The sequence below is a fragment of the Amycolatopsis sp. NPDC000009 genome (genome assembly GCF_055563465.1).
In genome coordinates this window covers 200,236-223,796 of the sequence record NZ_JBVHDI010000005.1, presented here as the reverse complement: position 1 = coordinate 223,796, position 23,561 = coordinate 200,236, and the positions used below count along the sequence as shown (strand labels likewise).

17 protein-coding genes are annotated in these 23,561 nt (G+C 69.0%); 9 read left to right on the top strand and 8 right to left on the bottom strand.

The window, feature by feature from the left end; genetic code table 11:
* Positions 1 to 24: 24 nt before the first annotated feature.
* Both ACZ3HL_RS17000 and ACZ3HL_RS16995 read right to left on the bottom strand, forming a co-directional pair.
* The gene (locus tag ACZ3HL_RS17000; protein ID WP_465531908.1) at positions 25 to 1,029 is read right to left on the bottom strand and encodes an ArsR/SmtB family transcription factor; all 1,005 of its coding nucleotides are present in this window, start codon (positions 1,027 to 1,029) and stop codon (positions 25 to 27) included.
* Between the two features lie 143 nt (positions 1,030 to 1,172).
* Positions 1,173 to 2,333, bottom strand: coding sequence for a glycoside hydrolase family 88/105 protein (locus ACZ3HL_RS16995; protein WP_465531906.1), 1,161 nt, complete (start codon positions 2,331 to 2,333; stop codon positions 1,173 to 1,175).
* Positions 2,334 to 2,492: 159 nt separating this feature from the next.
* Between ACZ3HL_RS16995 and folP the strand changes: the two genes are divergently transcribed.
* Complete coding sequence (gene folP / locus ACZ3HL_RS16990) at positions 2,493 to 3,359, top strand: dihydropteroate synthase (RefSeq protein WP_465422294.1); 867 nt, start codon at positions 2,493 to 2,495, stop codon at positions 3,357 to 3,359.
* Here the strand turns inward: folP and ACZ3HL_RS16985 are convergent.
* A complete protein-coding gene (locus ACZ3HL_RS16985; protein ID WP_465532239.1) occupies positions 3,356 to 4,876 on the bottom strand; it encodes a sensor histidine kinase in 1,521 nt (506 codons plus the stop codon). The two genes, folP and ACZ3HL_RS16985, sit on opposite strands and share 4 nt — an antisense overlap.
* A gap of 216 nt (positions 4,877 to 5,092) precedes the next feature.
* Here ACZ3HL_RS16985 and ACZ3HL_RS16980 point away from each other — a divergent pair, with 216 nt between their 5' ends.
* From ACZ3HL_RS16980 to ACZ3HL_RS16960, 5 genes are all read left to right on the top strand, one after another.
* Entirely contained in the window at positions 5,093 to 6,151 is a 1,059-nt protein-coding gene (locus tag ACZ3HL_RS16980; protein ID WP_465531904.1) for an ABC transporter substrate-binding protein, read from the top strand.
* A gap of 16 nt (positions 6,152 to 6,167) precedes the next feature.
* Positions 6,168 to 6,950, top strand: a complete 783-nt coding sequence (locus tag ACZ3HL_RS16975) for an ABC transporter ATP-binding protein (protein WP_465422296.1) — start codon at positions 6,168 to 6,170, stop codon at positions 6,948 to 6,950.
* Entirely contained in the window at positions 6,937 to 7,830 is an 894-nt protein-coding gene (locus ACZ3HL_RS16970) for an ABC transporter permease (RefSeq protein WP_465531902.1), read from the top strand. The genes ACZ3HL_RS16975 and ACZ3HL_RS16970 overlap by 14 nt, the downstream gene beginning before the upstream one ends.
* Positions 7,831 to 7,857: 27 nt before the next feature.
* The gene (locus ACZ3HL_RS16965) at positions 7,858 to 8,865 is read left to right on the top strand and encodes an iron-siderophore ABC transporter substrate-binding protein (protein ID WP_465531900.1); all 1,008 of its coding nucleotides are present in this window, start codon (positions 7,858 to 7,860) and stop codon (positions 8,863 to 8,865) included.
* Positions 8,866 to 8,955: 90 nt separating this feature from the next.
* Complete coding sequence (locus tag ACZ3HL_RS16960; protein ID WP_465531898.1) at positions 8,956 to 9,888, top strand: acyl-ACP desaturase; 933 nt, start codon at positions 8,956 to 8,958, stop codon at positions 9,886 to 9,888.
* Positions 9,889 to 10,239: 351 nt separating this feature from the next.
* Here ACZ3HL_RS16960 and ACZ3HL_RS16955 read toward each other — a convergent pair whose 3' ends face one another.
* Complete coding sequence (locus ACZ3HL_RS16955; RefSeq protein WP_465531896.1) at positions 10,240 to 11,928, bottom strand: DEAD/DEAH box helicase; 1,689 nt, start codon at positions 11,926 to 11,928, stop codon at positions 10,240 to 10,242.
* A gap of 272 nt (positions 11,929 to 12,200) precedes the next feature.
* On the opposite strand from ACZ3HL_RS16955, the gene ACZ3HL_RS16950 reads away from it, so the two are divergent.
* Positions 12,201 to 13,538, top strand: coding sequence for a serine hydrolase domain-containing protein (locus ACZ3HL_RS16950; protein WP_465531894.1), 1,338 nt, complete (start codon positions 12,201 to 12,203; stop codon positions 13,536 to 13,538).
* Between the two features lie 25 nt (positions 13,539 to 13,563).
* Positions 13,564 to 15,294 carry an acyl-CoA dehydrogenase gene (locus ACZ3HL_RS16945; protein ID WP_465531892.1) on the top strand — a complete coding sequence of 577 codons (1,731 nt, stop codon included), beginning with the start codon at positions 13,564 to 13,566 and terminating at the stop codon, positions 15,292 to 15,294.
* 66 nt (positions 15,295 to 15,360) lie between these two features.
* On the opposite strand, the gene ACZ3HL_RS16940 is transcribed toward ACZ3HL_RS16945, so the two are convergent.
* Positions 15,361 to 17,733: a Tex family protein gene (locus ACZ3HL_RS16940; protein ID WP_465421891.1), complete on the bottom strand. Its 2,373-nt coding sequence runs from the start codon at positions 17,731 to 17,733 to the stop codon at positions 15,361 to 15,363.
* Between the two features lie 161 nt (positions 17,734 to 17,894).
* Between ACZ3HL_RS16940 and ACZ3HL_RS16935 the strand changes: the two genes are divergently transcribed.
* Positions 17,895 to 19,379: a chitinase gene (locus tag ACZ3HL_RS16935; protein WP_465421889.1), complete on the top strand. Its 1,485-nt coding sequence runs from the start codon at positions 17,895 to 17,897 to the stop codon at positions 19,377 to 19,379.
* Positions 19,380 to 19,512: 133 nt separating this feature from the next.
* Here the strand turns inward: ACZ3HL_RS16935 and ACZ3HL_RS16930 are convergent.
* The 3 genes from ACZ3HL_RS16930 to ACZ3HL_RS16920 form a co-directional block, all read right to left on the bottom strand.
* Positions 19,513 to 20,333 (bottom strand): IS5 family transposase gene (locus ACZ3HL_RS16930; protein WP_465531890.1). Its coding sequence is split into 2 segments (ribosomal slippage): positions 19,513 to 19,991 and positions 19,991 to 20,333, totalling 822 coding nucleotides; the frame shifts between segments, so codons are not numbered across the junction.
* A gap of 86 nt (positions 20,334 to 20,419) precedes the next feature.
* Entirely contained in the window at positions 20,420 to 22,087 is a 1,668-nt protein-coding gene (locus ACZ3HL_RS16925) for a GMC oxidoreductase (RefSeq protein ID WP_465531888.1), read from the bottom strand.
* A complete protein-coding gene (locus ACZ3HL_RS16920; RefSeq protein WP_465532237.1) occupies positions 22,084 to 23,541 on the bottom strand; it encodes a flavin-containing monooxygenase in 1,458 nt (485 codons plus the stop codon). Before ACZ3HL_RS16920 ends, ACZ3HL_RS16925 begins: the two co-directional genes overlap by 4 nt.
* Between the last annotated feature and the right edge of the window lie 20 nt (positions 23,542 to 23,561).

The window sequence follows — 23,561 nt, the reverse complement described above, 5'->3', positions numbered from 1 at the left end:
AGAACCGTCCTTACCACTCACGAGTCAGGAGAGCAGGTCCACCAGCGCGTCGCCGCGGGGCGTCCGGACCACCAGCACCACCTGACCCTCGCGGTGCCGCTGGATCAACCCCGCCGTGACGAGCTGTTCGCAGTGGTAGGTCGCGGTGCTCGCGGCGCAGGACAGCAGATTCGCGATCTCGCCCATCCGGGCGGGCTTTCCCAGATGCCGCAACAGTTTCGCGCGGTGGGCGCCGACGACCAGGTCGAGCCCGTCGACACCGGGGGCCGGTTCGGTCCTGCCGGTGTCGAGCAGGCCGTCGAGCCCCGGCAGCGGGTAGCCGATCCAGACGGCGTCCTCTTCGTCGAAGTTGGACACCACCGAGCGGCTGCCCGCGAGCATCGGGACGAGGATCAGTTTGCGGCCACGGACGGCGTACTTCGCCGGCTCGGCGTCGGGCAGCAGCAGACAGCCGTTGCTGAACCGGAAATGGGGCCGCAGCAGCCCGAGCACCGCGTCGGTCCCGCCACGGACGGAGGCGACGCCGATCCGTTCGATCTCGCGGTCGAGCAGGGGACGGGCCTTGGCCCAGAGGGTTTCGGTCGCCAGCCTGGTCGCGGTGAAGGCGTCCGCGAGCGAGGCGGCCCAGCGTCTCGGATGGTCGGCGGCCTGCCGCCACTGAGCGGGCACCTGGTCGCCGAAGACCTCTTCCAGGCCTTTCAGGACGTCGGATTCCGTCAGCTCACGCAGCATTTCCGCCTGAGTCGCGGCGGAAGCGTCCGCACCGGGACTGATCGGGACGATGAAGTCCGGTTGCACCGAGGTGCCGCGGCGGGCGAGTGAGCTCGCCGCGCGGTAGCCCTGCTCGGGGATCGCCGAGCCCACCTGACGGCGCCAGGCGGCGGGCAGGCCTCGGTCGTACCCGCCGACGACCTCGACGAGCATCGAAACCAGCGAGATGTGCGGGGAAACCGTCACACCGACCGGGATCGTGCTGGTGTCACCGAGTTCGAGCCGGGTATAAGAAGCCGGGGGCGGCGTCTCGCGCATCCGGTCGTCCCTCCTGGGAGTGGGCTTCGCAGCACGCGATGTTAGCGCCTCCGGTCAATACCCGGAATCCGGCCGGAAAACGGCCGAAGGGCGCTTTCCCCAGGTCGGAAGCGGGGAAAGCGCCCTTTGGCCGGTGTGGTGCCTCAGCGGGCGAGTTGCTCATTCATGATGAGGAACGCGCCGAGACCGTGGAAATCGTTGGTGTTGCGTTTACGCGCGTAGTAATACGCCGTGTCCCCGACGTTCGTACCTTCGGATATGTTCGAGATGTCGGTCGATCCGTCGGCTCCGGTCGAAACCTGGGACAGAACCCCGCGATAGCCCTTCGCGGCCACGTGCCGGTACTCGGCGCCGACGTAACCGCGTTCCACCGCGCGGGAGAGCAGGAAGGTGTACATCGCCGAAGCCGAGGTCTCCAGCCAGTTGTCCTTGTCTCCGCCCCGGTCGACGACCTGGAACCAGCGGCCCGAGGCCCGGTCCTGCCAGCGGGCGTACCCCGCGGCGAGGAATTTCACGACGTCGACGAGACGACGGCGTCGCGGATGGTCGCGGGGGAGGATTTCGAGCAGGTCGATCGCGGTCATCCCGAGCCAGCCGATCGCGCGGCCCCAGTGGAATTTCGAATGCCGTCCGGGACCCGACGCCCACGATTCCGAGCCGTCTTCGTCGTAGGCGTGGTACAGCAGGCCCTTCGCGGGCTCCTTGAGCCGGTCGAAGTAGACGCTGACGTTCTTGGCGGCCTCTTCGTAACAGTAGGCGGCATCGCCGAAGGTCTTGCCGTACAGGGCGAGGAACGGCTGCGCCATGTACACGCCGTCCGCCCACAGCTGCCCGACCCGGCTCGTGGCGTGGATCATCCCGCCGTCGGACGTCCGGGGATAGGACGGGAACCGGGCGCGCAACTGGTCCGCCGCGGTCTTGTACTTCGCCTGCCCGGTTTCGGTGTACAGCAAGGGGAACATCTGCCCGGAGCGCATCGCGTCCAGATTGGTGAAGTTGTTGGAAATCCCGCTCTCGGTGACGAACCGGTCGTACCAGGCGAGGATGAAGTCGAGGTAGGACTTCTCGCTGGTGCGCTTGTACACCAGGTACTGGCCATAGAGATAGAGCCCGCGGGTGTAGCCCCAGCCGCCGAGGGTGGCCGGGGTATGCCGCTTCATCGTCGAGTCGACGACGGCGCGCGACCAATCCACCGGAGCCGCGGAAGCCAAGCCAGGGAGGGCGAGCGCGCCGACGGCGCCCGCGGTTCCCGCCAGCACCGTGCGCCGGGAAAGCCGTGCCGCGCGAAGAGGATCTGGGGACATCAGAGGGCCCTTTCCTACGTCGGGAAACGGGTCGCCGGGCTGAACTTCCTTAGGGGACAACGTCTACCCGGGTGCTCGTCGGCGAGTCAAGAGAGATCGGATCTCTTCCCGCTGGGCGGCACTCTCCTCCGAAGCCGGCGGCTCGCCTACGATCGGTACGTGAACGAGCTGACCTTCCGCGGGCGCCGCGTCGCCCGGGACCGCGCCCTGGTCATGGCGATCGTCAACCGCACCCCGGACTCCTTCTACGACAAGGGGGCGACCTTCTCGGATCCGGACGCGCTCGCCGCCGTCGACAGGGCGGTGGCCGACGGCGCGGACATCGTCGACATCGGCGGGGTCAAGGCAGGGCCCGGCGCGGAGGTCGACGTCGAGGAAGAGATCCGACGGGTGGTCCCGTTCGTCGAGCGGATCCGCGAACTGCACCCCGGCCTGGTGATCAGTGTCGACACCTGGCGCCACGAGGTGGGCAGGCGCGCGGCGGAGGCCGGCGCCGACCTGATCAACGACACCTGGGCGGGAGCCGATCCGAAACTGGCCGAGGTCGCCGCCGAGTTCGGCACCGGCTACGTCTGTTCGCACACCGGGAACGCCGTCCCGCGGACCCGCCCGTTCCGGGTGCGCTACCCGGACATCGTCGCGGACGTCGTCGCGGAGACCACGGCGCACGCCGAAGCCGTCGTCGCGCTCGGTGTCCCCCGTGAGGGGGTGCTGATCGATCCGACGCACGATTTCGGCAAGAACACCTGGCACAGCCTGGCGTTGCTGCGGCACGCGCGGGAGCTGGCCGACACGGGCTGGCCGGTGCTGATGGCACTGTCCAATAAGGACTTCGTCGGCGAGACGCTCGGTGTCGAACTCGCGGAGCGGGTCGACGGCACGCTCGCCGCGACGGCCTGGGCGGTGGCCGAGGGGGCCAAGGTGTTCCGGGTGCACGAGGTGCGGCGCACCCGTCAGGTGCTGGAGATGGTCGCGTCGATCCAGGGGACGCGGCCGCCCGCGCGCGCCATCCGCGGGCTCGCCTAGCCGTCCAGCGGGATCACCGCCGAAACCGTGGTGCCCGAGCCGGGTTCGCTCGCGACGGTCAGTTCGCCGCCGAGCGCGCGGACCCGGTCACGGAGGCCGTACAGCCCGGAGCCGCCGCCGAGGTCGGCCGTGCCGGTGCCGTCGTCGTGGACGTTCACCCGCAGGCCGTCGTCCTCGACCCGGATGCACACGCGGACCTCCTCCGCCCGCGCGTGTTTCAAGGCATTGGTGACCGCTTCCGAGACGACGAAGTACGCCGTCGCCTCGACGGCACCGCTGAGCCGCGGCACGTCCGCACCCGCGAGGTCGACGGCGAGCGGGACCCGGTCCAGCAGTGACCGGACCGCGGGGATCAGCCCGGCCTCGGTGAGGATCGCGGGGCGGAGCCCGCGTGCGAGTTCGCGCAGTTCGGTGACCGTGGCCTGCAGTTCGTCGATGGTGCTCCGCAGCAGTGCCGCGACGGCGGGGGTGAGCTCGCCCCCGAGCCGGCGTTCCGCCATCCGAAGCAGCAGGACGACACTGACCAGACGTTGCTGCGCGCCGTCGTGCAGGTCCCGCTCGACCCGCCTCCGTTCGTCGTCGGCGGCGGCCACGATACGGGCGCGGGAGGCCTGGACCTCGACGAGGCGCTCCTCCAGTTCCGCGGCGAGCCGCTGATTGTCCAGCACCAGCCCGGCGGCCGCGTTGAGCGCGTCGATCGACCGGCTGTCCTTCCACACCTCGTCGTCCTGCACGAGCGCGGCCAGCCCGGTGCCGTCGCGTTCCAGCAGGAGCCGGATCATCTCCGCGTTGCCGACCCGCGCCCGCAGCACCCCGATCAGGAACGTCAGCGGCCACAGGCAGAACGAGATCCGGTAGACGTCCAGCAGCGGTTCGGCGAGCGGGTGCCCGGAGCCGAGCGCGCTGCCGACCGTGGTGCTCACCGCGCCGGCCACGGCGATCGCGAGGACGGGGGAGAGCAGCCGCCGCTGCGGAATCCGCCCGGTGAGCCAGCGGTAGAGCAGTACCACCACGACCCCGCCGCCGATCAGCGCGCCGACGAGCTCCAGCAGCCGTTTGACCAGCTGTTCGGCCTCCGGCGACGCGGCGATGGCGGCGAGGTTCTTCGGATCGTCGTTGACCAGCAGGCCGAGGACGGCCGAGCCGAACACCACGGCGTACGCGGCGAGGGCGAGCACCCGTTCCCAGCGCGACCGGAGTTTCCCGTGCGGGAAGGCGAGGACGAGATGCGCGATCACCGGGCTGGACGCGGCGGACAGCGCCAGCCCCGCCGTATGCACCAGCGGTTCGTCGGCGAACTGCAGGTCCTCGGTGAACAACGCGAGCCCGACCAGGGCGATGAGCAGGCCGATGGGGTTCGAGGCGCGGCGCACGTGCGCGACGGCGCCGGCCAGGAGGAAGAGGAATCCCGTCGTCGAGGACAGGGTGGTGTCGAGCACGGTGTGCGTGCCGTCGGCGATCTTGAGCGTCGTCGCGACGACACCCATCCCGATCCCGGCGGTCAGCACGCCCGCCATCGCGACGGTACGAGGGTGCGTCACCACTAAGCGTGATTCGCCCGTTCGGCCCGATCCGTTACACCGGTCCTGAAATGTGGAACAGGAGTTCCGCCTGGTGTCAAGGATTCTCCGCATCTTTCCCGTCATTCGGATGGCGATGCAGGCACGTGGGTGAACATGCGACTCTCGCGCCACCACCCGAGCCGAGTCGTACCCTCCGAAAGGCGACCCCCCGTGCACACCCACCACAGAACCCGCTGGCCGGCCGCGGTCCTCGCCGCCTTGACGTTGGCCAGTGGGATCGCCGGGTGTTCGCGTGCCGATCGGGGCACCGGGGTGGAGCAGAAGAGCCAGGGGGCCGCGGCCGAGGTGCGCCTCGGGTACTTCCCGAACGTGACGCACGCGCCCGCGCTGATCGGGACCAAGAACGGCTTCTTCGCCAAGGAACTCGGCTCGACGAAGCTCACCACCCAGACGTTCAACGCCGGACCCGAAGAGGTCAACGCGCTGCTCGGCGACTCGCTCGACATCGCGTTCATCGGCTCCGGCCCGGCCATCAACGCCTTCACCAAGTCTAAGGGCGCCATCCAGCTGGTCTCCGGCGCGGTCACCGGCGGCGCGCAGCTGGTCGTGAAGCCCGAGATCACCGCGCCCGAGCAGCTCACCGGCAAGAACATCGCGACGCCGTCGCTGGCGAACACCCAGGACGTCGCGCTCAAGAAGTTCGTCGCCGAGAAGAAGCTGCCGGACGTCAAGGTCACGAACCTCGACAACCCGAAGACGTTCGACGCCTTCAAGAAGGGCGAGCTCGACGGCGGCTGGCTGCCGGAGCCGTGGTCCTCGCGGCTCGTGCTCGACGCAGGCGCGAAGGTCCTGCTGGACGAGAAGACGCTGTGGCCGGAAGGCAAGTTCCCGACCACGGTCGTGATCGTCCGCAGCGAGTTCCTGCAGCGGCACCCGGAGACCGTCACCGCCATCCTCAAGGGTGAACTCGCCGCCATCGAGTGGGCGAAGACCAACCCCGCCGAGGCGAAGAAGGTGGTCAACGGCGAGCTCAAGACGCTGGCGGGCAGCACTTTGAACGAGGCCGTCCTCGATCGCGCGTTCTCCGGTATCGAACTCGGCATCGACCCGGTGGCGTCGACCTTCAGCCAGCTCGCGCAGGACTCGGTGACCGCGGGCGTGGTGAAGTCCGCGGTGGACCTCAAGGGGTTCGCCGATTTCGGCCCGCTCAACGCCGTGCTCTCCGAGCAGGGCAAGCCCGGCGTGAACGCGCCCGGACTGACGAAGTGACCGGAGGGGATCAGCGATGACGACCACCTTGGAGCCCGGCCTGTCCACCGGTGTCGCCGTACGCCTCGACGGGGTCCGGAAGGCTTTCGGGCCGACCGGGCGCGCCGTCGTGGCCCTCGACGGGATGGACCTGACGGTCGCCCCCGGCGAGTTCGTCTGCCTCCTCGGCGCCTCGGGTTGCGGCAAGAGCACCCTGCTGAACCTGGTCGCCGGTCTCGACCGGCCGACGTCGGGCTCGATCACGCTCGAGACCTCCCGGCCCGCGGTCATGTTCCAGGAGGCCGCGCTGATGCCGTGGCTGACCGCGGCCCGCAACGTGGAACTGCCGCTGCGCCTCGCCGGTTTCGGCCGGGCCGAGCGGCGCGAAAAGGCGGCCGAGCTGCTCGAACTCGTCCGGCTCGGCGGCGCGGGCGGCAAGCGGCCGCACGAGCTGTCCGGCGGGATGCGGCAGCGCGTCGCGCTCGCCAGGGCGCTGGCCGCCACCCTGCGCGTCGGCGGTGACCCGGAGCAGTCGCTGCTGCTGATGGACGAGCCGTTCGCCGCGCTCGACGCCATCACCCGCGACGTCCTGCAGGGTGAACTGCTGCGCGTCTACCGCAGCACCGGCACGTCGGTGCTGTTCGTGACCCACGACGTCCGCGAGGCCGTCCGGCTCGGCCAGCGGGTCGTGCTGCTTTCGTCGCGACCGGGCCGGGTCGTGCGGGAATGGCGCGACGTCCAGGCCTCCGACGCCGAGGAGCTGACGCTGGAGATCACCGGTCACCTCCGGGAGGTGATCAGTACCCATGCCGCGGCTTGACCGCCCCGAAACCGCGGTGGAGGACGCCGACGAAGCCGTCGGCGCTGGACTCGATTCGCTCGACACCCCGGCCGGGGAACGCCGGGAAAGCCGGGGAAAGCGATTCCTGCGGGGCTTCGTGCCGCCGGTGGCCTTCCTGGCGTTGCTGGTCGCGCTGTGGCAGGCCCTGTGGGCGGCCGCGTTCTGGCCGGAGTCGATGCTGCCCGCGCCGCTCGCGGTGTGGGGTGAACTCGTCGGCATCACCGTCGACGGTGAGATCTTCGAGTTCGTCTGGACGTCGGTGCACCGGGCCGCGCTGGGTTTCCTGATCGGCGTGGTCATCGGGACTCCGCTCGGCCTGCTGGTGGCCAAGGTCCGGATCGTGCGCGCCGCCGTCGGCCCGTTCCTGACCGGGCTGCAGAGCCTGCCGTCGGTGGCGTGGGTGCCCGCGGCGATCCTGTGGTTCGGGCTGAACGACGCCTCGATCTACTTCGTGGTCCTGCTGGGGTCGGTGCCTTCGATCGCGAACGGTCTGGTCTCGGGTATCGACCAGATCCCGCCGATCCTGCCGAGGGTCGGCCAGGTGATGGGGGCGAACCGGCTTTCGTCGGCGCGGCACATCCTGCTGCCCGCCGCGCTGCCCGGGTTCCTGGCCGGGCTCAAACAGGGCTGGGCGTTCTCGTGGCGTTCGCTGATGGCCGCCGAGCTGATCGCGTTGTCCCCGGCGCTCGGCAAGGGCCTCGGCGCGTACCTCTACGAGGGCTCGTCGTTCAACAGCATGGAAGGCGTGATCTCGGCGATCTTCCTGATCCTGCTGGTGGGCGTCGGGATCGAACTGGTGGTGTTCCGGCCGCTGGAACGGTCGGTCCTGCGTGCCCGTGGTCTCACCGCGTCCCTTTAGGACTTTGGGCAGGCTAGCCTTACCCGCATGTCCGTTACTGGGGTGCGGGTCAAGGCGACCCTGACCGCGTTGATGACGTCGTTGCTGGTGGCCGGTTGCGGTTCTTCGCAATCGGCCGACGAGACCTCGGTGCCGCCGGAGGCCCGGGGCACCTTCCCGGTGACCGTCGAGCACAAATACGGGTCGACGACGGTCGAGAAGCAGCCTTCGAGGATCGTCACGCTCGGCCTGTCCGATCACGACGCCGTGCTGGCACTCGGGATCCGGCCGGTCGGCGCCGTCGACTGGTTCAAGGAGCGGCCGTACGGGAAGTGGCCGTGGACCCAGGCTCGCTGGGGTGACAAGCAGCCGGAGGTCGTCGGCGAACGGGACGACTTCAACTTCGAGAAGATCGCCGCGCTGAAACCGGACCTGATCCTCGCCCAGTACAGCGGGATGAAGAAAGAGCAGTACGACAAGCTCTCGCAGCTCGCGCCGGTCGTCGCGCAGCCGCCGAAGTACGAGGATTACGCGGCGCCGTGGCAGGAGACGACCCGGATGGTCGGCCGCGCGCTGGGGCTCCAGCGGAAGGCCGACGAGCTGATCGCCGGGATCGACCGGCGGTTCGCGCAGGCGCGGGCCGAACACCCGGAGTTCGCGAAGCTGACGATGGTCGTCGCCGACACCTTCGAAGCGGGCAAGTTCTCCGCGTTCACCACCACCGACCCGAAGATGATCTTCATGACCGAGCTGGGCTTCCGGCCGTTCGAACCGGTCGAGGCGCTGAGCAAACCGGAGAACAACGTCGTCGAGGTCTCGTCGGAACGGTTCGACCTGTTCGACGCGGATCGCCTGGTGTGGCTGAACTCCGACGTGAACGCGGAGACCAGGGTGCGGGCCGATCCGGTGTACCGGAAGCTGAAGGTGTCGGCGGAGAAGCGGGATCTGTTCATCACCTACGAGAACCCGCCGGTCGGCGCCGCGATCTCGTTCAACACCGTGCTGAGCATCCCTTACGCGATCGAGCAGCTGGTGCCGAAGCTGGCGAGCTCCTGAGCGTTCACCTTCCGGAGGTGGCCTACCTACGACACCGTAAGTTACGGTGTCGTAGGTAGGCGTTTTCCGTACCCTGGAAGGACGAGACGCATGGCGGTCCCCGAAACCACCCGGCTGATGCTCGAGCTCGAGGGGACGGTGGAGGAGAACCTCAACCGGCATCTCACGGTCGCCAAGGAATGGATGCCGCACGAGTACGTGCCCTGGGACGAGGGCCGCAACTTCGCCGATCTCGGCGGCGAGGCGTGGGATCCCGGGCAGTCGCGGGTGTCGCCGATCGCGCGGACGTCGTTGGAGGTCAACCTCCTCACCGAGGACAACCTGCCGAGCTACCACCGCGAGATCGAGCGCGCCTTCGGCCGCGACGGCGCGTGGGGCACGTGGGTGCATCGCTGGACCGCCGAGGAGGGCCGCCACGGGATCTGCATCCGCGACTACCTGCTGGTGACGCGCGCGGTGGACCCGGTCGAGCTGGAGCGCATGCGGATGGAGACCATGCAGGCCGGGTACGACAGCGGCGACAAGGAGCTGCTGAACGTCTTCGCGTACGTGTCCTTCCAGGAGCTGGCGACGCGGATTTCGCACCGCAACACCGGGAAATACACGGAGGATCCGCTGTGCGAGAAGCTGCTCGCGCGGGTCGCGATGGACGAGAACCTGCACATGCTCTTCTACCGGAACCTGGTGCAGGCGTCGCTGGAGCTTTCACCCGACGCGATGATGCGCGCCATCACCGACGAGGTCGTCCAGTTCCAGATGCCGGGCGCGGTGATCCCGAGCTTCGTGCGGAAGGCCGCGCTGATCGCGAAGGCGGGCATCTACGACCTGCGGATCCACCACGACGAGGTGATCTGGCCGTTGCTGCGGCAGTGGAAGATCTTCGAGCTCGAAGGGCTCGGCGAGGTGGGAGAAAAGGCGCGGGACGAACTCGACCAGTTCCTGAAGGTCCTCGACACGCAGGCTTCGCGCTTCGAGGAGCGTCGGGCGGCCGCCGAAGCCCGCGCCGCCGCCCGGCAGGCGTGATCCGGCCCAGCCACGCGAGTTACGCCCCCAGGCACGCGAGTTACGCCCCCGATCACGCGAGTTCCGTCCTCAAGCACGCGAGTTACGCCCCCAGGCACGTGAGTTACGCCTCCAGCCACGCGAGTCCCGCTGGCCGTCACGTGTGATCCGGCGGCCGTCACATGTGATCAGACGGCCGACTCACGTGACCAGACGGACGACACGTGTGATCAGACGGACGACTCACGTGTCGTCCGCCGGATCACGCGTGTCGGCCATCCGATCACGCGTCACCGAAGGCGGATCTTGCGTGCTTGGAGGCGTAACTCGCGTGCTTGGAGGCGTAACTCGCGTGTTCGACGCAGGGGAGGGCTAGCGCGAGCGACGCGAGCCGGCGCGGGTCCCCGAGGAGAACGCGGCGGCACCGCCGCGCCGGGCCGGAGCGCCGCCGGACTGGTTCCGCGAGGACTGCGCCTTGGCGGCGCCGGAGCCCCGGCGAGGCTGGGATTCGGCGGAACCGCGACGGGCCTGGCCGCCCTTGGGCGCGCCTTCGCGACGTCCGATGCTTTCGGCCGCACGACGGCCTTGGCCGGCGGAGGCGCCGCGACGGTCGCCCTCGGCGCGAGGCTGACGCGAACGGCCGTCGGCAGAGCCACCGCCGGAAGCGCCACGGCCACCACCGGAGGCACCACGGCCACCACCAGAGGCACCACGGCCGCCACCGGAGGCGCCACGGCCACCGGCGGAGGGGCCACGTCCGCGACCGGTGCGGGGACCGCGGCCACGGCCCGCCGGCCGGTCTTCGTCGTCGCCCTTGCCCGGAATCGCCTCGCCGCTGGCGCTGACCCGCTTCGGCCGCGTGTCCACGATCGGCCGCCGCGGCGAAGCGGTGAACGAACGGTCACCGGGCGCCAGCTCCGACAGCAGCGGGTGGCCGGGGCCGAGCTGCGTCGTGGTCGGCTTGATACCCGCCTTGCGGGTGAGGTCGCGGACGTCGCCGACCTGCGCGTCGGTCATCAGCGTGACGACGGTGCCGGACGCACCGGCCCGCGCCGTCCGGCCGGAGCGGTGCAGGTACGCCTTGTGCTCGACCGGCGGGTCCGCGTGGATGACCAGCGTGACGTCGTCGACGTGGATCCCGCGCGCGGCGATGTCGGTCGCGACCAGCGTCTTCGCCGCGCCGGAGGCGAACGCCTCCAGGTTCCGCGTGCGCGCCGTCTGGCCGAGGTTGCCGTGCAGTTCGACCGCCGGCACGCCGGAGGCCATGAGCTTGCGCGTCAGCTGCTTGGCGCGGTGCTTCGTGCGGGTGAACACCAGCGTGCGGCCCGGCGCGGCGGTGAGGTCGATCAGCACCGGCAGCCGGTGGGTCTCCTCCAGGTGCAGCACGTGGTGCTTCATCGTCGAGACCGGCGACTGGGCCGAGTCGACGCTGTGCGTCACCGGGTCGTGCATGAAGCGCTTGACCAGTACGTCGACGCCCGCGTCGAGGGTCGCGGAGAACAGCAGCCGCTGCCCGCGCTCCGGGGTCTCGGCCATGATGCGCCGGACGTCCGGCAGGAAGCCGAGGTCGGCCATGTGGTCGGCCTCGTCCAGCACGGTGATCTCGACGTGGTCGAGCTTCGCCTCGCCGGAGCGCATGTGGTCGGCGAGACGACCGGGGCAGGCGACGACGATGTCCACGCCGTCACGCAGGCGGGTGATCTGCGGGTTGGGGCTGACGCCGCCGAAGATCGTGGTGACCTTGAGGCCGAGCGGCTTGGCCAGCGGCAGGAACGACGCCTCGATCTGGGTCGCCAGTTCGCGCGTCGGCGCCAGGACCAGCGCACGCGGGCGACCGGGGCGGCGGCGGGTCGGGCCTTCGGCGAGCCGGGCGAGGACGGGCAGCACGAAGCCGTACGTCTTGCCGGAGCCGGTGCGGCCGCGGCCGAGGACGTCCCGGCCGGCCAGCGAATGCGGCAGCGTGGCGGCCTGGATCGGGAACGGGCTGGTGACGCCCTGTTCGGCGAGCGAGTCCACGAGGGTCTTGGGCAGGCCGAGTTCGGTGAAAGTAGGTGTGCTCATAAGCGTGTGGGCGCACGGGCGCCCTGGTATCTCCGTAAGGATAGGACGGTTGTCCTGCCCGGCGCAGACCTCGGGGGCCGCGGCGCGTGGTCTTCGACAACGAAACGCGGCCCGAGGCAGAACTGAGCGGACCGCAAGGCCAGTGTACTGGGTCGTGATCTCCCGGGCTACGTGATATCGCCCGCACCGGACCGGTGATGTTCGTCGGTTCGGACGAGCCGGACGCGGCGTCGCGGTGAAACGCTGGTCCGACCGGACGAAAGGGGACACGGGTGTCGGACGTTCAGGAACTGCAAGGGGTGCTCGACGAGGAGGCGCGTCGCGCGAACGTGCCCGGAGCGGTGGTGGGGGTGACGTACCGGGGCGAGGAGTCGGTGATCGCCACCGGAGTGTCCAGTGTGGACACCGGGCTTCCGGTCGATCCGGGCACGTTGTTCATGATCGGCTCCACCAGCAAGACCTTCGCCGCGGCCGCCGGTCTCGCCCTGGTCGAAGACGGTGTGCTGGACCTGGACAAGCCCGTCGTCGAGTACCTCCCCGATCTCCCGCTGGCGGATCCGGTGGCGCGCGAGACGGTGACCCTGCGTCATCTGCTCACCCATTCCGCCGGGTTCCTCGGCGACGTCGACTTCACCACCGGGTGGGGTGACGACGCGCTGGCCCTCGCGATCGCGAAGTTCGGTGACCTGCCGCAGAACTTCGCGCCGGGCGAGGTGTTCTCCTACTGCAACGCCGGATTCCAGCTGGCCGGACGGGTCGTCGAGGTGGTGGCGGGCGAACCCTTCGAGGACGTGGTCCGCGCCCGGCTGCTCGAACCACTCGGCATGACCGAGTCGTATTACCTGCCGTGGGAGGTGCTCACCCGTCGTCACGCCGTCGGTCACGTGCTGCGCGACGGCGAACCGGCGGTCGAGCACACCGTGGGCCTGACCCGTGCGGACAGCGCGAGCGGCGGACTGTGGTCGACGGCGGGAGACCAGCTGAAGTGGGCCAGGTTCTTCCTGACCGGCGAAGCCGAGGGCGAGCCGCCGATCAGCGAGGCCACCCGCGACCTCATGCGCGCGCCGCAACGCAAGGCCGCGTTGCGCTTCGAAGAGGTCGGGCTGAGCTGGCTGCACACGACCCATGGCGCCGCCCGGCTGGTCCGGCACGGCGGCAACGTGAGCAACCTGCAGCTGTCGGACTTCGTCACCGTGCCGGAACACGACTTCGCCGTCACGGTGCTGACCAACAGCGCGGGCGGGTCCGCGCTCGGCGCGAAGATCGTCGACTGGTGCCTGGAACACCTGGTCGGGCTGCCGCCGCTCGCGACCCCGCCGCCGGTGCCCCAGCCGGACGTCGCCGAGTACCTGGGCCGCTACCAGACCGGCGACCTGGCGTTCGTGGTCAGCGACCGGGAGGGCGCCCTCTGGGCCCAGCTGGTCGCCGATATCGAGGACTTCCCGTCGCCTCCGCCGTTCGAGGCCGTTTTCGTGGGCGGAGACGCGATCGCCCCGGCCGCGGACACCCGCAAGCCCACCGCGCGGTTCCTGCGCGACGAGCGTGGACGGGTGACTTCGGTCGAGTTCGGTGGCCGGACGGCGAAGCGAGGCGCTACGGTTACCGGGTAGTAACTTCGGCTGACCAGGAGTGACCATGAGCGAAAAGGCGACCGCGTTGTTGCTGAACCCGGGTGGGTACGACCCACGGCAGTTCGACCCGGAGACGCGTCGCCTGCTGCGTGCCACCATCGAGTGGTTCGAACAGCGTGGCAAGCGCAAGCTCGTCGAGGACTACCACGACCGGACCTTCTACGCGGACTTCATCGAGTTCGCGGGCAAGGAAGGCCTGTTCTCGACGTTCCTCACTCCCGGCGCGAACGCCGAGGGGAATCCCGACAAGCGCTGGGACACCGCGCGGGTCGCGGCCCTGTCGGAAATCCTCGGCTTCTATGGGCTCAACTACTGGTACCCGTGGCAGGTCACCATCCTCGGCCTGGGCCCGGTGTGGCAGAGCGCGAACGAGGCCGCCCGCAAACGCGCGGCGGACTCGCTGGCGGCCGGCGGCGTCGCCGCGTTCGGACTGTCCGAAAAGGAGCACGGGGCCGACATCTACTCGTCGGACCTCGTGCTCACCCCGGACGGCGAGGGCGGCTACCGCGCGAACGGGTCGAAGTACTACATCGGCAACGGGAACTGCGCGCGGACCGTGTCCGTGTTCGGCCGCATCGACGGCGTCGAAGGGCCGGATCAGTACGTGTTCTTCTACGCGGACTCGGAACACCCGAACTACCGTGTGGTGAAGAACGTCGTGCCGTCGCAGATGTACGTCGCCGAGTTCGAGCTGAACGACTACCCGGTGTCCGAAGAGGACATTCTGCACGTCGGCGCCGACGCGTTCTCGGCGGCGCTGAACACGGTCAACATCGGCAAGTTCAACCTGTGCTTCGGCGGAATCGGGATGTCGACGCACTCGCTGTACGAGGCGATCACGCACGCGCACAACCGGGTGCTCTACGGCAAGAAGGTCACCGATTTCCCGCACGTGCGCAGGGAATTCGTCGAGGCGTACGCGCGGCTCGTCGCGATGAAGCTGTTCTCCGACCGTGCCGTGGACTACTTCCGCAGCGCGAACGCGGACGACCGCCGGTACCTGCTGTTCAACCCGATCACCAAGATGAAGGTGACCACCGAGGCGCAGAAGGTCATCGGCCTGGTCGCGGATGTGGTGGCGGCCAAGGGTTTCGAGGCCGACACCTATCTCGCGATGTCCAAGAACGACATCGACGGCCTGCCGAAGCTGGAGGGCACGGTGGCGGTGAACCTCGCGCTGATCGCGAAGTTCGTGCCCGCGTACCTGTTCGCGCCGCAGGCCTACGAGCCGGTGCCGACCCGTTCCGACGCGGCCGACGACGAGTTCCTGTTCCGCCAGGGTCCCGCGCGCGGGCTCTCGAAGGTGCGGTTCCACGACTGGCGCGAGGCCTACGCCAAGGCGTCCGCGATCCCGAACGTCGCGCGGTTCACCGAGCAGGCCGAGGCGCTGGTGAAGCTGTTCACCGACGCGGCTCCCGACGAGGCGCAGCAGCAGGACATCGACTTCGGCCTCGCGCTGACCGAGCTGTTCACGCTGGTCGTGTACGGGCAGCTGGTGCTGGAGCAGGCGGAGATCACCGGGATCGAGACCGAGGTCGTCGATCAGATCTTCGCCATCCTGGTGCAGGACTTCAGCGTCACCGCGATCGATCTGCACGGGAAGTCGTCCTCGACGGACGCGCAGCAGGCGCTCGCGCTGGCTTCGATCCGCAAGCCGGTGGTCGACGCGGCGCGCTTCGACCACGTGTGGTCGTTGGTCCGCGATCTCTCCGGCACCTACGCGATGAATCCCTAAAAGTCCGTGAAGGCCTCCTTCACTACCTTGAGGGTAGGGAAGGAGGCCTTCACGGACTTCTGAGCCTTACTTGCCGAAGCCGGCCTTCCGGAGCGCGTCCGCCATGGCGCCGCCGCCCCCGGAGTTCCCGCCGCGGTCCCGGCCGCCACCACGGCCGCCCTGGCCGCCACGCTGACCGCCGCCCTGACGCTGACCGCCCTGGCCGCGGTCACGACCGCCGCCGCCCTGCTCGCGAGCGGGCTTGCCGGGCTCGTCGTCCAGCCGCAGGGTCAGCGAGATCCGCTTGCGCGGCACGTCGACCTCCAGCACCTTCACCTTGACGATGTCGCCGGGCTTCACGACCTCACGCGGATCCTTGACGAAGTTCTTCGACAGCGCCGAGACGTGCGCGAGGCCGTCCTGGTGCACGCCGACGTCGATGAACGCGCCGAACGCGGCCACGTTCGTCACGACGCCTTCCAGGCGCATACCCGGCTTGAGGTCACCGATCTTCTCGACGCCGTCGGCGAAGGTCGCGGTCTTGAACGCCGGACGCGGGTCGCGGCCCGGCTTCTCGAGTTCGGCGAGGATGTCGGTCACCGTCGGGAGACCGAAGGTGTCGTCGACGAACTCCGTGGGCTTCAGCGCCTGCAGCGTCCGCGAGTTGCCGATCAGCGAACGGATGTCCGTGCCGGTCGAGGACAGGATCCGCCGAACCACCGGGTACGCCTCCGGGTGCACCGAGGACGAGTCGAGCGGGTCGTCGCCGTCCGGGATCCGGAGGAAGCCCGCGCACTGCTCGAAGGCCTTGGGGCCGAGCCGCGCGACCTCCTTGAGCCCGCTGCGGGTCTTGAACGGACCGTTCTCGTCGCGGTGCGCGACGATGTTCTCCGCCAGGGTCGTTGTGATGCCCGAGACGCGGGTCAGCAGCGGCGCCGACGCGGTGTTGACGTCCACGCCGACGGCGTTCACACAGTCTTCGACCACCGCGTCGAGTGAACGCGACAGCGAGATCTCGGACAGGTCGTGCTGGTACTGCCCGACACCGATCGACTTCGGGTCGATCTTCACCAGCTCCGCCAGCGGGTCCTGCAGCCGCCGCGCGATGGAGACCGCGCCGCGCAGCGAGACGTCCATGCCCGGCAGCTCCTGCGAAGCGAAGGCCGACGCCGAGTAGACCGACGCGCCCGCTTCGGAGACGACGGCCTTGGTCAGCTTCAGTTCCGGGTGCTTCTTGATCAGCTCGCCCGCCAGCTTGTCGGTTTCGCGCGACGCGGTGCCGTTGCCGATCGAGATCAGGTCCACCTTGTGCCGGGCGCACAGCGCGGCGAGTTCGGCGATGGACTGGTCCCACTTGTTCGCGGGCTGGTGCGGGTAGATCACGTGGGTGGCGACGACCTTGCCGGTCGCGTCGACGACGGCGACCTTGACCCCGGTACGGAAACCCGGGTCGAGGCCCATCGTGGCGCGCGTGCCCGCCGGGGCGGCGAGCAGCAGGTCGCGCAGGTTCGCGGCGAACACGCGGACGGCGTCGTCCTCGGCCGACTGGCGCAGCCGCATCCGCAGGTCGATGCCCAGGTGCAGCAGGATCTTCGTCCGCCACGCCCAGCGGACGGTGTCGCCGAGCCACTTGTCGGCCGGGCGGCCTTCGTTCGAGATGCCGAACTTGTGGGCGATGCGGTTTTCGTACTCGGTCGGCCCCGTACGCGGCTCTTCCGACGGCTCCTCCGACTCCATGGTGAGGTCGAGGATCTCCTCCTTCTCACCGCGGAACATCGCGAGGATGCGGTGCGAGGGGAGCTTGGTGTAGGGCTCGGAGAACTCGAAGTAGTCGGAGAACTTCGCGCCCTCTTCGGCCTTGCCGTCACGGACCTTCGAGGCCAGACGGCCTTCCGCCCACATCTTCTCGCGCAGTTCGCCGATCAGGTCGGCGTCCTCGGCGAAGCGTTCGACGAGGATCGCGCGGGCGCCGTCCAGCGCGGCCTGCGCGTCCGCGACGCCCTTGTCGGCGTCGACGAACACCGCGGCGGCGGCCTGCGGGTCGGTGTCCGGGTCGCTCAGCAGCCCGTCGGCCAGTGGCTCCAGACCGGCCTCGCGGGCGATCATCGCCTTCGTCCGCCGCTTGGGCTTGTACGGCAGGTAGATGTCTTCGAGGCGGGACTTGGTGTCCGCCGCCATGATCGACGCTTCGAGCGCCTCGTCCAGCTTGCCCTGGCTGCGGATCGACTCCAGCACCGCGACCTTGCGCTCGCCGAGTTCCCGCAGGTAGCGGAGGCGTTCTTCGAGCGTGCGCAGCTGGGTGTCGTCCAGCATCCCGGTGACCTCTTTGCGGTACCGGGCGATGAACGGCACGGTCGATCCGCCGTCCAGCAGGTCGACGGCCGCCTTGACCTGCCCTTCGCGCACACCGAGTTCTTCGGCGATCTTCTGCTCGACTGTCTGCAGGCCCTGCACGCTCACTCCCACGCTCCTGAATCCGCCCTCGGGTGCTCTCGGACCCTGCATTCTGCCGCTCGCGCCGAGCCGACTTTCGTATGGCCTCCCCTAACCGAACCCTTGACAGTTGTATTGGTCTGTACCATTTTGATGTGGCCGACATCACCCGTTCGTGGAGGCCAGTCGTGAAAGTGAAGCCCAAACACGCGTTCCTCGCCCTGCTGTCGTCACTGGCCGTGTGCCTGGGGGTGACTTTCGCGGTCTCGGGCAGCGCCTCGGCCGCCAACATCCTCACCAACCCCGGCTTCGAGCTCGGGACCACGAGCGGCTGGACCTGCACCGGAGCGAACGCGGTGGTCACCACGCCGGTCCACTCGGGCACGCGTGCGCTCAGCGCCACCCCGGCGGGGCAGGACAACGCCCGCTGCTCGCAGAGCGTGGCGGTGAAGGCCAACACCGCGTACACGCTTTCGGCGTGGGTGCAGGGCAGCTACACCTACCTGGGCGTCACCGGCACCGGGACGGGTGACAAGAACACCTGGACCCCGGGTGGCGGCAGCTGGTCGCAGCTCTCGCTGAGCTTCACCACCGGCGCGTCCACCACGAGCGTCGAGATCTACCTGCACGGCTGGTACGGCCAGCCCGCGTACTTCGCCGACGACGTGAACCTCGACGGCCCCGGCGGCTCACCCACCACGACGCCGACGACCCCCACCACGCCGACCACCACCACGACCAGCAACCCGCCGACGACCACGACGAGTACCCCGCCGACCGGGAACCTGCCCAAGCACGTGATCACCGGCTACTGGCAGAACTTCTACAACGGCGCGAAGGCGCTCAAGCTCGCCGACGTCCCGACGAAGTACAACATCATCGCGGTGTCCTTCGCCGACGCGACGGCCACGCCGGGCGCGGTCAGCTTCACCCTCGACTCCGGCCTGTCGAGCCAGCTCGGCGGTTACACCGACGCGCAGTTCAAGGCCGACATCAAGACGGCGCAGGCGCGTGGGCAGAAGGTCATCCTGTCCGTCGGCGGTGAGAAGGGCACGATCCGCGTCGACTCCTCGGCCGCGGCGACGAACTTCTCGAACAGCATGAAGTCGCTCATCGCGACCTACGGCTTCGACGGCGTCGACATCGACCTGGAGAACGGCGTCAACGCGACCTACATGGCGCAGGCGCTGCGCAGCATCCACGCGGCGGGCGGCTCGATCATCACCATGGCGCCGCAGACGATCGACATGCAGAGCCCGGCGGCGGAGTACTTCAAGCTGGCGCTGAACGTCAAGGACATCCTGACGATCGTCAACATGCAGTACTACAACAGCGGCACGATGCTCGGCTGTGACCAGAAGGTCTACTCGCAGGGCACGGTGGACTTCCTCACCGCGCTGGCCTGCATCCAGCTGCAGAGCGGTTTGCGGGCCGACCAGGTCGGGCTCGGCCTGCCCGCGTCGGGTTCGGCGGCCGGTGGCGGCTACCAGGCGCCCGGCAACACGGTCAACGCGCTGAACTGCCTGGCGAAGGGCACGAACTGCGGTTCGTTCAAGCCCTCGACGACGTACCCGGCGATCCGGGGCGCGATGACCTGGTCGATCAACTGGGACGCCTCGCAGGGCTACGCGTGGTCGAACACGGTGAGCGCGGGCCTGGCCGGCCTCCCGTGACGCCCCAGTAGACCGGGGCGGGGCACCGCCGTCGCGCGGGCGACGGTGCCCCGCCCTTTCCACTTCATGCATTTAGTCCTCTGGAAGCGGTAGTTGGCAGGGCGAACTACCGCATCCAGAGGACTAAGGGGTCCTAACAGAATGAGTGGGTCTTGAGTCTGCGCCAGCAGATGATGGCGCAGCCGAGGGTGAGGAAGGCTTCGTGGATGTCGTCGCGGACCTCCCATCGGATGCGCAGGCGCCGGAACCAGTGCAGCAGAGCGAATGCGCCCTCGACGACCCACCGGTGCACGCCGAGGCCGGAGCCGTGTTCCTCGCCGCGGCGGGCGATGGCAGGGGTGATGCCTACGGCACGGACAAGGCGTCGGTACTTGTCGTGGTCGTAGGCGCGGTCGGCGTAGATCCGGCGGGGCCGACGACGGGGCCGTCCACGACGGCCCCGGACCGGCGGGATCGCGTGGATCAACGGCATCAACTGGGTGACGTCGTGCCGGTTCCCGCCGGTCAGGGTGGCCGCCAGCGGGATCCCGGTACCGTCGGTGATCACGTGGTGTTTCGACCCGGTGCGGGCTCGGTCTACCGGGCTGGGGCCGGTTTTCGGCCCCCTTTTAACGCCCGCACATGCGATCCGTCGACCGACGCACGCGACCAATCCAGCAGGTCCGCCGCATGCAACTCCGCGAGAAGCAATTCGTGCAACTGTTGCCACACCCCGGCCTCGGTCCAGTCCCGCAGCCGGCGCCAGCAGGTCATGCCTGAGCCATAGCCCAGCTCTTGCGGCAGGAACTCCCACGGGATCGCGGTATAGAGCACGAACATGATCCCGCACAACGCCTTACGGTCGTCCAACCGCTTACGCCCAGGATGCCGAAACCGACGCTCCACCCGCGGCAACAACGGCTCGATCCGTTCCCACAGAGCGTCATCGACCTCCCACGGACGCCGCTGCCCCACCCAGCCCACCTCTCACCGAAGAACACCGAGACACGGCATCAAACCACACCCAAGATCATTCTGTTAGGACCCCTAAATGCGTGAGGTCAGAGCGGGGTGAGGGGGAGGCGCAGGGCGGCCGGGGCGTGTGGGGGCACGACGGGCTTGAGCGGGGCGACGGGGGACAGGCGCCGGTAGGGGGAGCCGAGCGGCGGCCGCGGGTCGGCCTCGCCCTTGTTGGGCCACAACGACATCGCGCGTTCCGCCTGCGCGGTGATGGTGAGCGACGGGTTCACCCCGAGGTTCGCCGAGATCGCCGAGCCGTCCGCGACATGCAGCCCGGGGTAGCCGTGCACGCGCTGGTACGGGTCGACGACGCCGGTCTCGGCGCTGTCGCCGATCGCGCAGCCGCCGATGAAATGTCCGGTGATCGGGATGTTCGCCAGATCCGTCCACGCGCCCTGCGGCAGCCCGCCGATCTTGTCCGCCACCCGCCTGGTGACCTCGTGCCCGGCCGGGATCCACTCAGGATTCGGCTCGCCGACGCCCTGCTTCGTGGTCATCCGGCGGCCGAAGAGCCCGCGTTTCGTGTACGTGGTCACGGAATTGTTCAGCGTCTGCATCACCAGCAGCCCGACCATCCGTTCCGACCAGCGTCGCGGGTTGTGCAGCCGCACCAGCCGCCGGCGGTTCCGCCACAGTTCGCGCGCGCCCAGCGCCCACCGGCGTTTCCCCGGCTCGGCGTCGACGAGCACCGTCGTCAGCAGGCCCATGAAGTTGCTGCCCTTGCCGTAACGCACCGGTTCGACGTGCGTGACGGCGTCGGGATGGATCGACGACGTGATCGCGACGCCGCGGGTGAAGTCCGTGTCCTTCCGCAGGGAACGCGCGGCGAGCACGGCCTCGGAGTTCGTCCTGGCGAGCAAACCCAACCGCGGTGACAGGTTCGGCAGCGTTCCCGAATCCTTCAAGGAATGCAGAAGCCGTTGCGTGCCAAGGGAAGCGGCGGCGAACACGACTTCGGAGGCGGTGAGAGTCCGCTTGCCCTTGCGGGCCCACCGTCCCGTTCGGACGGTATCGACCGCGTAGCCGCCGTCGATCGGACGGACCGACAGGGCGGTGGTCAGCGGATGGACCTCCGCGCCCGCCTTCTCCGCCAGGTACAGGTAGTTCTTGACGGTCGTGTTCTTCGCGCCGACCCGGCAGCCGGTCATGCATTCGCCGCAGTGCGTGCACGGCTTCCGCAGCGGACCCTCGCCGCCGAAGAAAGGGTCGACGTCGCGCTCGCCGAAATGGACGCCGACCGGGGTGGGTCGGTAGGTGTCGGCGATGCCCATGTCCTCGGCGACCTCGCGCAGCACGCGGTCTGCCGGGGTGACCAGCGGGCTCTCCCTCACCCCCAGCATCCGTTTCGCCTGGTCGTAATGCGGGGCGAGTTCGGCCTTCCAGTCGGTGATGTGCGCCCACTGCGGGTCTTGGTAGAAGGTGTCCGGGGGTTCGTAGAGCGTGTTCGCGTAGACGAGCGACCCGCCGCCGACGCCCGCGCCGCTCATCACGAAGGTGTTCTTCAGCAACGTGAGCCGTTGGATGCCGTAACAGCCCAATTTCGGGGCCCAGAGGTACTTTCGCAGCCGCCAAGACGTCTTCGCGAACTCGTCGTCGGCGAACCGGCGGCCGGTCTCCAGCACGCCGACGCGATACCCCTTCTCGGTGAGCCGAAGCGCGGTCACGCTGCCGCCGAAACCGGAGCCGATCACCAGCACGTCGTAGTTCATCGCGCTCCCGCCGTCCGGTAGTCGCCGAGGTCGAGCTTCTTCGTCCGGCGGTCGTACTCGGTGACCAGGCCCGGCCAGTTCGTGCTCACCCGGCCGTTCTCCTGGCGGTACCAGCTGGCGCAGGACGTCCAGACGCTGCGCCCGAGACGTCGCTGGATCTCCTCGTCGTAGGCCTGCTCGACCTCCGGCACGACGTCCATATAGGACACTTCGGGTCTGGCGAGATGCTCGACGGCTTGGCGGATGTAGCGGGCCTGGCGTTCGATCATGTAGATGATGGAGCCCGCGCCGAGGTTCGTGTTGGGCCCGTAGACGCAGAACAGGTTCGGGAAACCCGGCACGGCCATGCCGAGGTACGCCCGCGCGCCGCCTTTCCACGCGTCGGACAGCGCCCGCCCACCGAGCCCCTCGATCTTGATTTCACCGAGGAAATCGGTCGCCGCGAAACCTGTCCCGTAGACGATGACGTCGGCTTCGTGTTCGACGCCGTCCTCGGTGAGCACCCCGGACGGAGTGATCGCGCTGATGTGCCGCGTCTCCACGGCGACGTTGTGCTGCGCCAGCGCGGGCAGGTACTCGTTGGTGAACAGGATCCGCTTGCAGCCCAGCGGATAGTCCGGGGTGAGCTTCTCGCGCAGTGAAGGGTCCTTGATGTGACGGCGGCGCAGCTGGGCCGTCCGCAGTTCGAAGACCTTGGCGAGCAACGGATGTTTGGTCATCGCGTAGGTCGCGTACTCGGCGAGGAGGAAGATCCGCAGCCTGCCGAGCAGCTGTGTTGCCGGGAGATGCCGGAACAGCCGCTGCTGCCAGCGCCGGTAACTCGTGTCCCGTTTGGCCATGATGTAGGGCGCGGTGCGCTGGAAGACCGTCAGCTCGCCCGCCTGGCGCTGGAGCTCGGGCACGAACTGGATGGCGCTCGCGCCGGTGCCGATCACCGCGACCTTCTTGCCGCGCAGGTCGACGTCGTGATCCCAGTGCGCGGAGTGGAAACTGGCGCCCTTGAACGTCTCCTGGCCGGGAATGTCCGGCTGGACCGGGCGCGAAAGCTGGCCGACGGCGGGGACGAAGACGTTCGCCTCGAACGTCTCGCCGCCCGCGGTCTCCACCCGCCAGAGACCGCGCTCCTCGTCGAAGGCCGCGGAGGTGACACGGACGCCGAACCGGATGTGCGGTTCGAGCCCGTAGCGGCGCACCACGCGTTTGAGGTACTCGTGGATGTCCGGTTGCAGCGAGAACCGCTTCGGCCAGTCGGGATTGGGCTCGTAGGAGAACGAGTACAGCGGCGACGGGATGTCGCAGCCCGCGCCGGGGTACGTGTTCTCCCGCCAGACGCCGCCCGGCTCGCCGGCGCTCTCCAGGATGGTGAAGTCGTCGAACCCGGCACGTTTGAGCTCGATCGCCGTCCCGACCCCGCCGAAGCCCGTCCCTACGATCAGCACACTCGTCATGCCGATCGAAGTTACCCAGCGGTCAC

Coding starts and splice junctions, on each gene's coding strand:
- ACZ3HL_RS17000 (WP_465531908.1), bottom strand. CDS start 1,029: ATGCGCGAGACGCCGCCCCCGGCTTCTTATACCCGGCTCGAACTCGGT.
- ACZ3HL_RS16995 (WP_465531906.1), bottom strand. CDS start 2,333: ATGTCCCCAGATCCTCTTCGCGCGGCACGGCTTTCCCGGCGCACGGTG.
- ACZ3HL_RS16985 (WP_465532239.1), bottom strand. CDS start 4,876: ATGGCGGGCGTGCTGACCGCCGGGATCGGGATGGGTGTCGTCGCGACG.
- ACZ3HL_RS16975 (WP_465422296.1), top strand. CDS start 6,168: ATGACGACCACCTTGGAGCCCGGCCTGTCCACCGGTGTCGCCGTACGC.
- ACZ3HL_RS16970 (WP_465531902.1), top strand. CDS start 6,937: ATGCCGCGGCTTGACCGCCCCGAAACCGCGGTGGAGGACGCCGACGAA.
- ACZ3HL_RS16965 (WP_465531900.1), top strand. CDS start 7,858: ATGTCCGTTACTGGGGTGCGGGTCAAGGCGACCCTGACCGCGTTGATG.
- ACZ3HL_RS16960 (WP_465531898.1), top strand. CDS start 8,956: ATGGCGGTCCCCGAAACCACCCGGCTGATGCTCGAGCTCGAGGGGACG.
- ACZ3HL_RS16955 (WP_465531896.1), bottom strand. CDS start 11,928: ATGAGCACACCTACTTTCACCGAACTCGGCCTGCCCAAGACCCTCGTG.
- ACZ3HL_RS16945 (WP_465531892.1), top strand. CDS start 13,564: ATGAGCGAAAAGGCGACCGCGTTGTTGCTGAACCCGGGTGGGTACGAC.
- ACZ3HL_RS16925 (WP_465531888.1), bottom strand. CDS start 22,087: ATGAACTACGACGTGCTGGTGATCGGCTCCGGTTTCGGCGGCAGCGTG.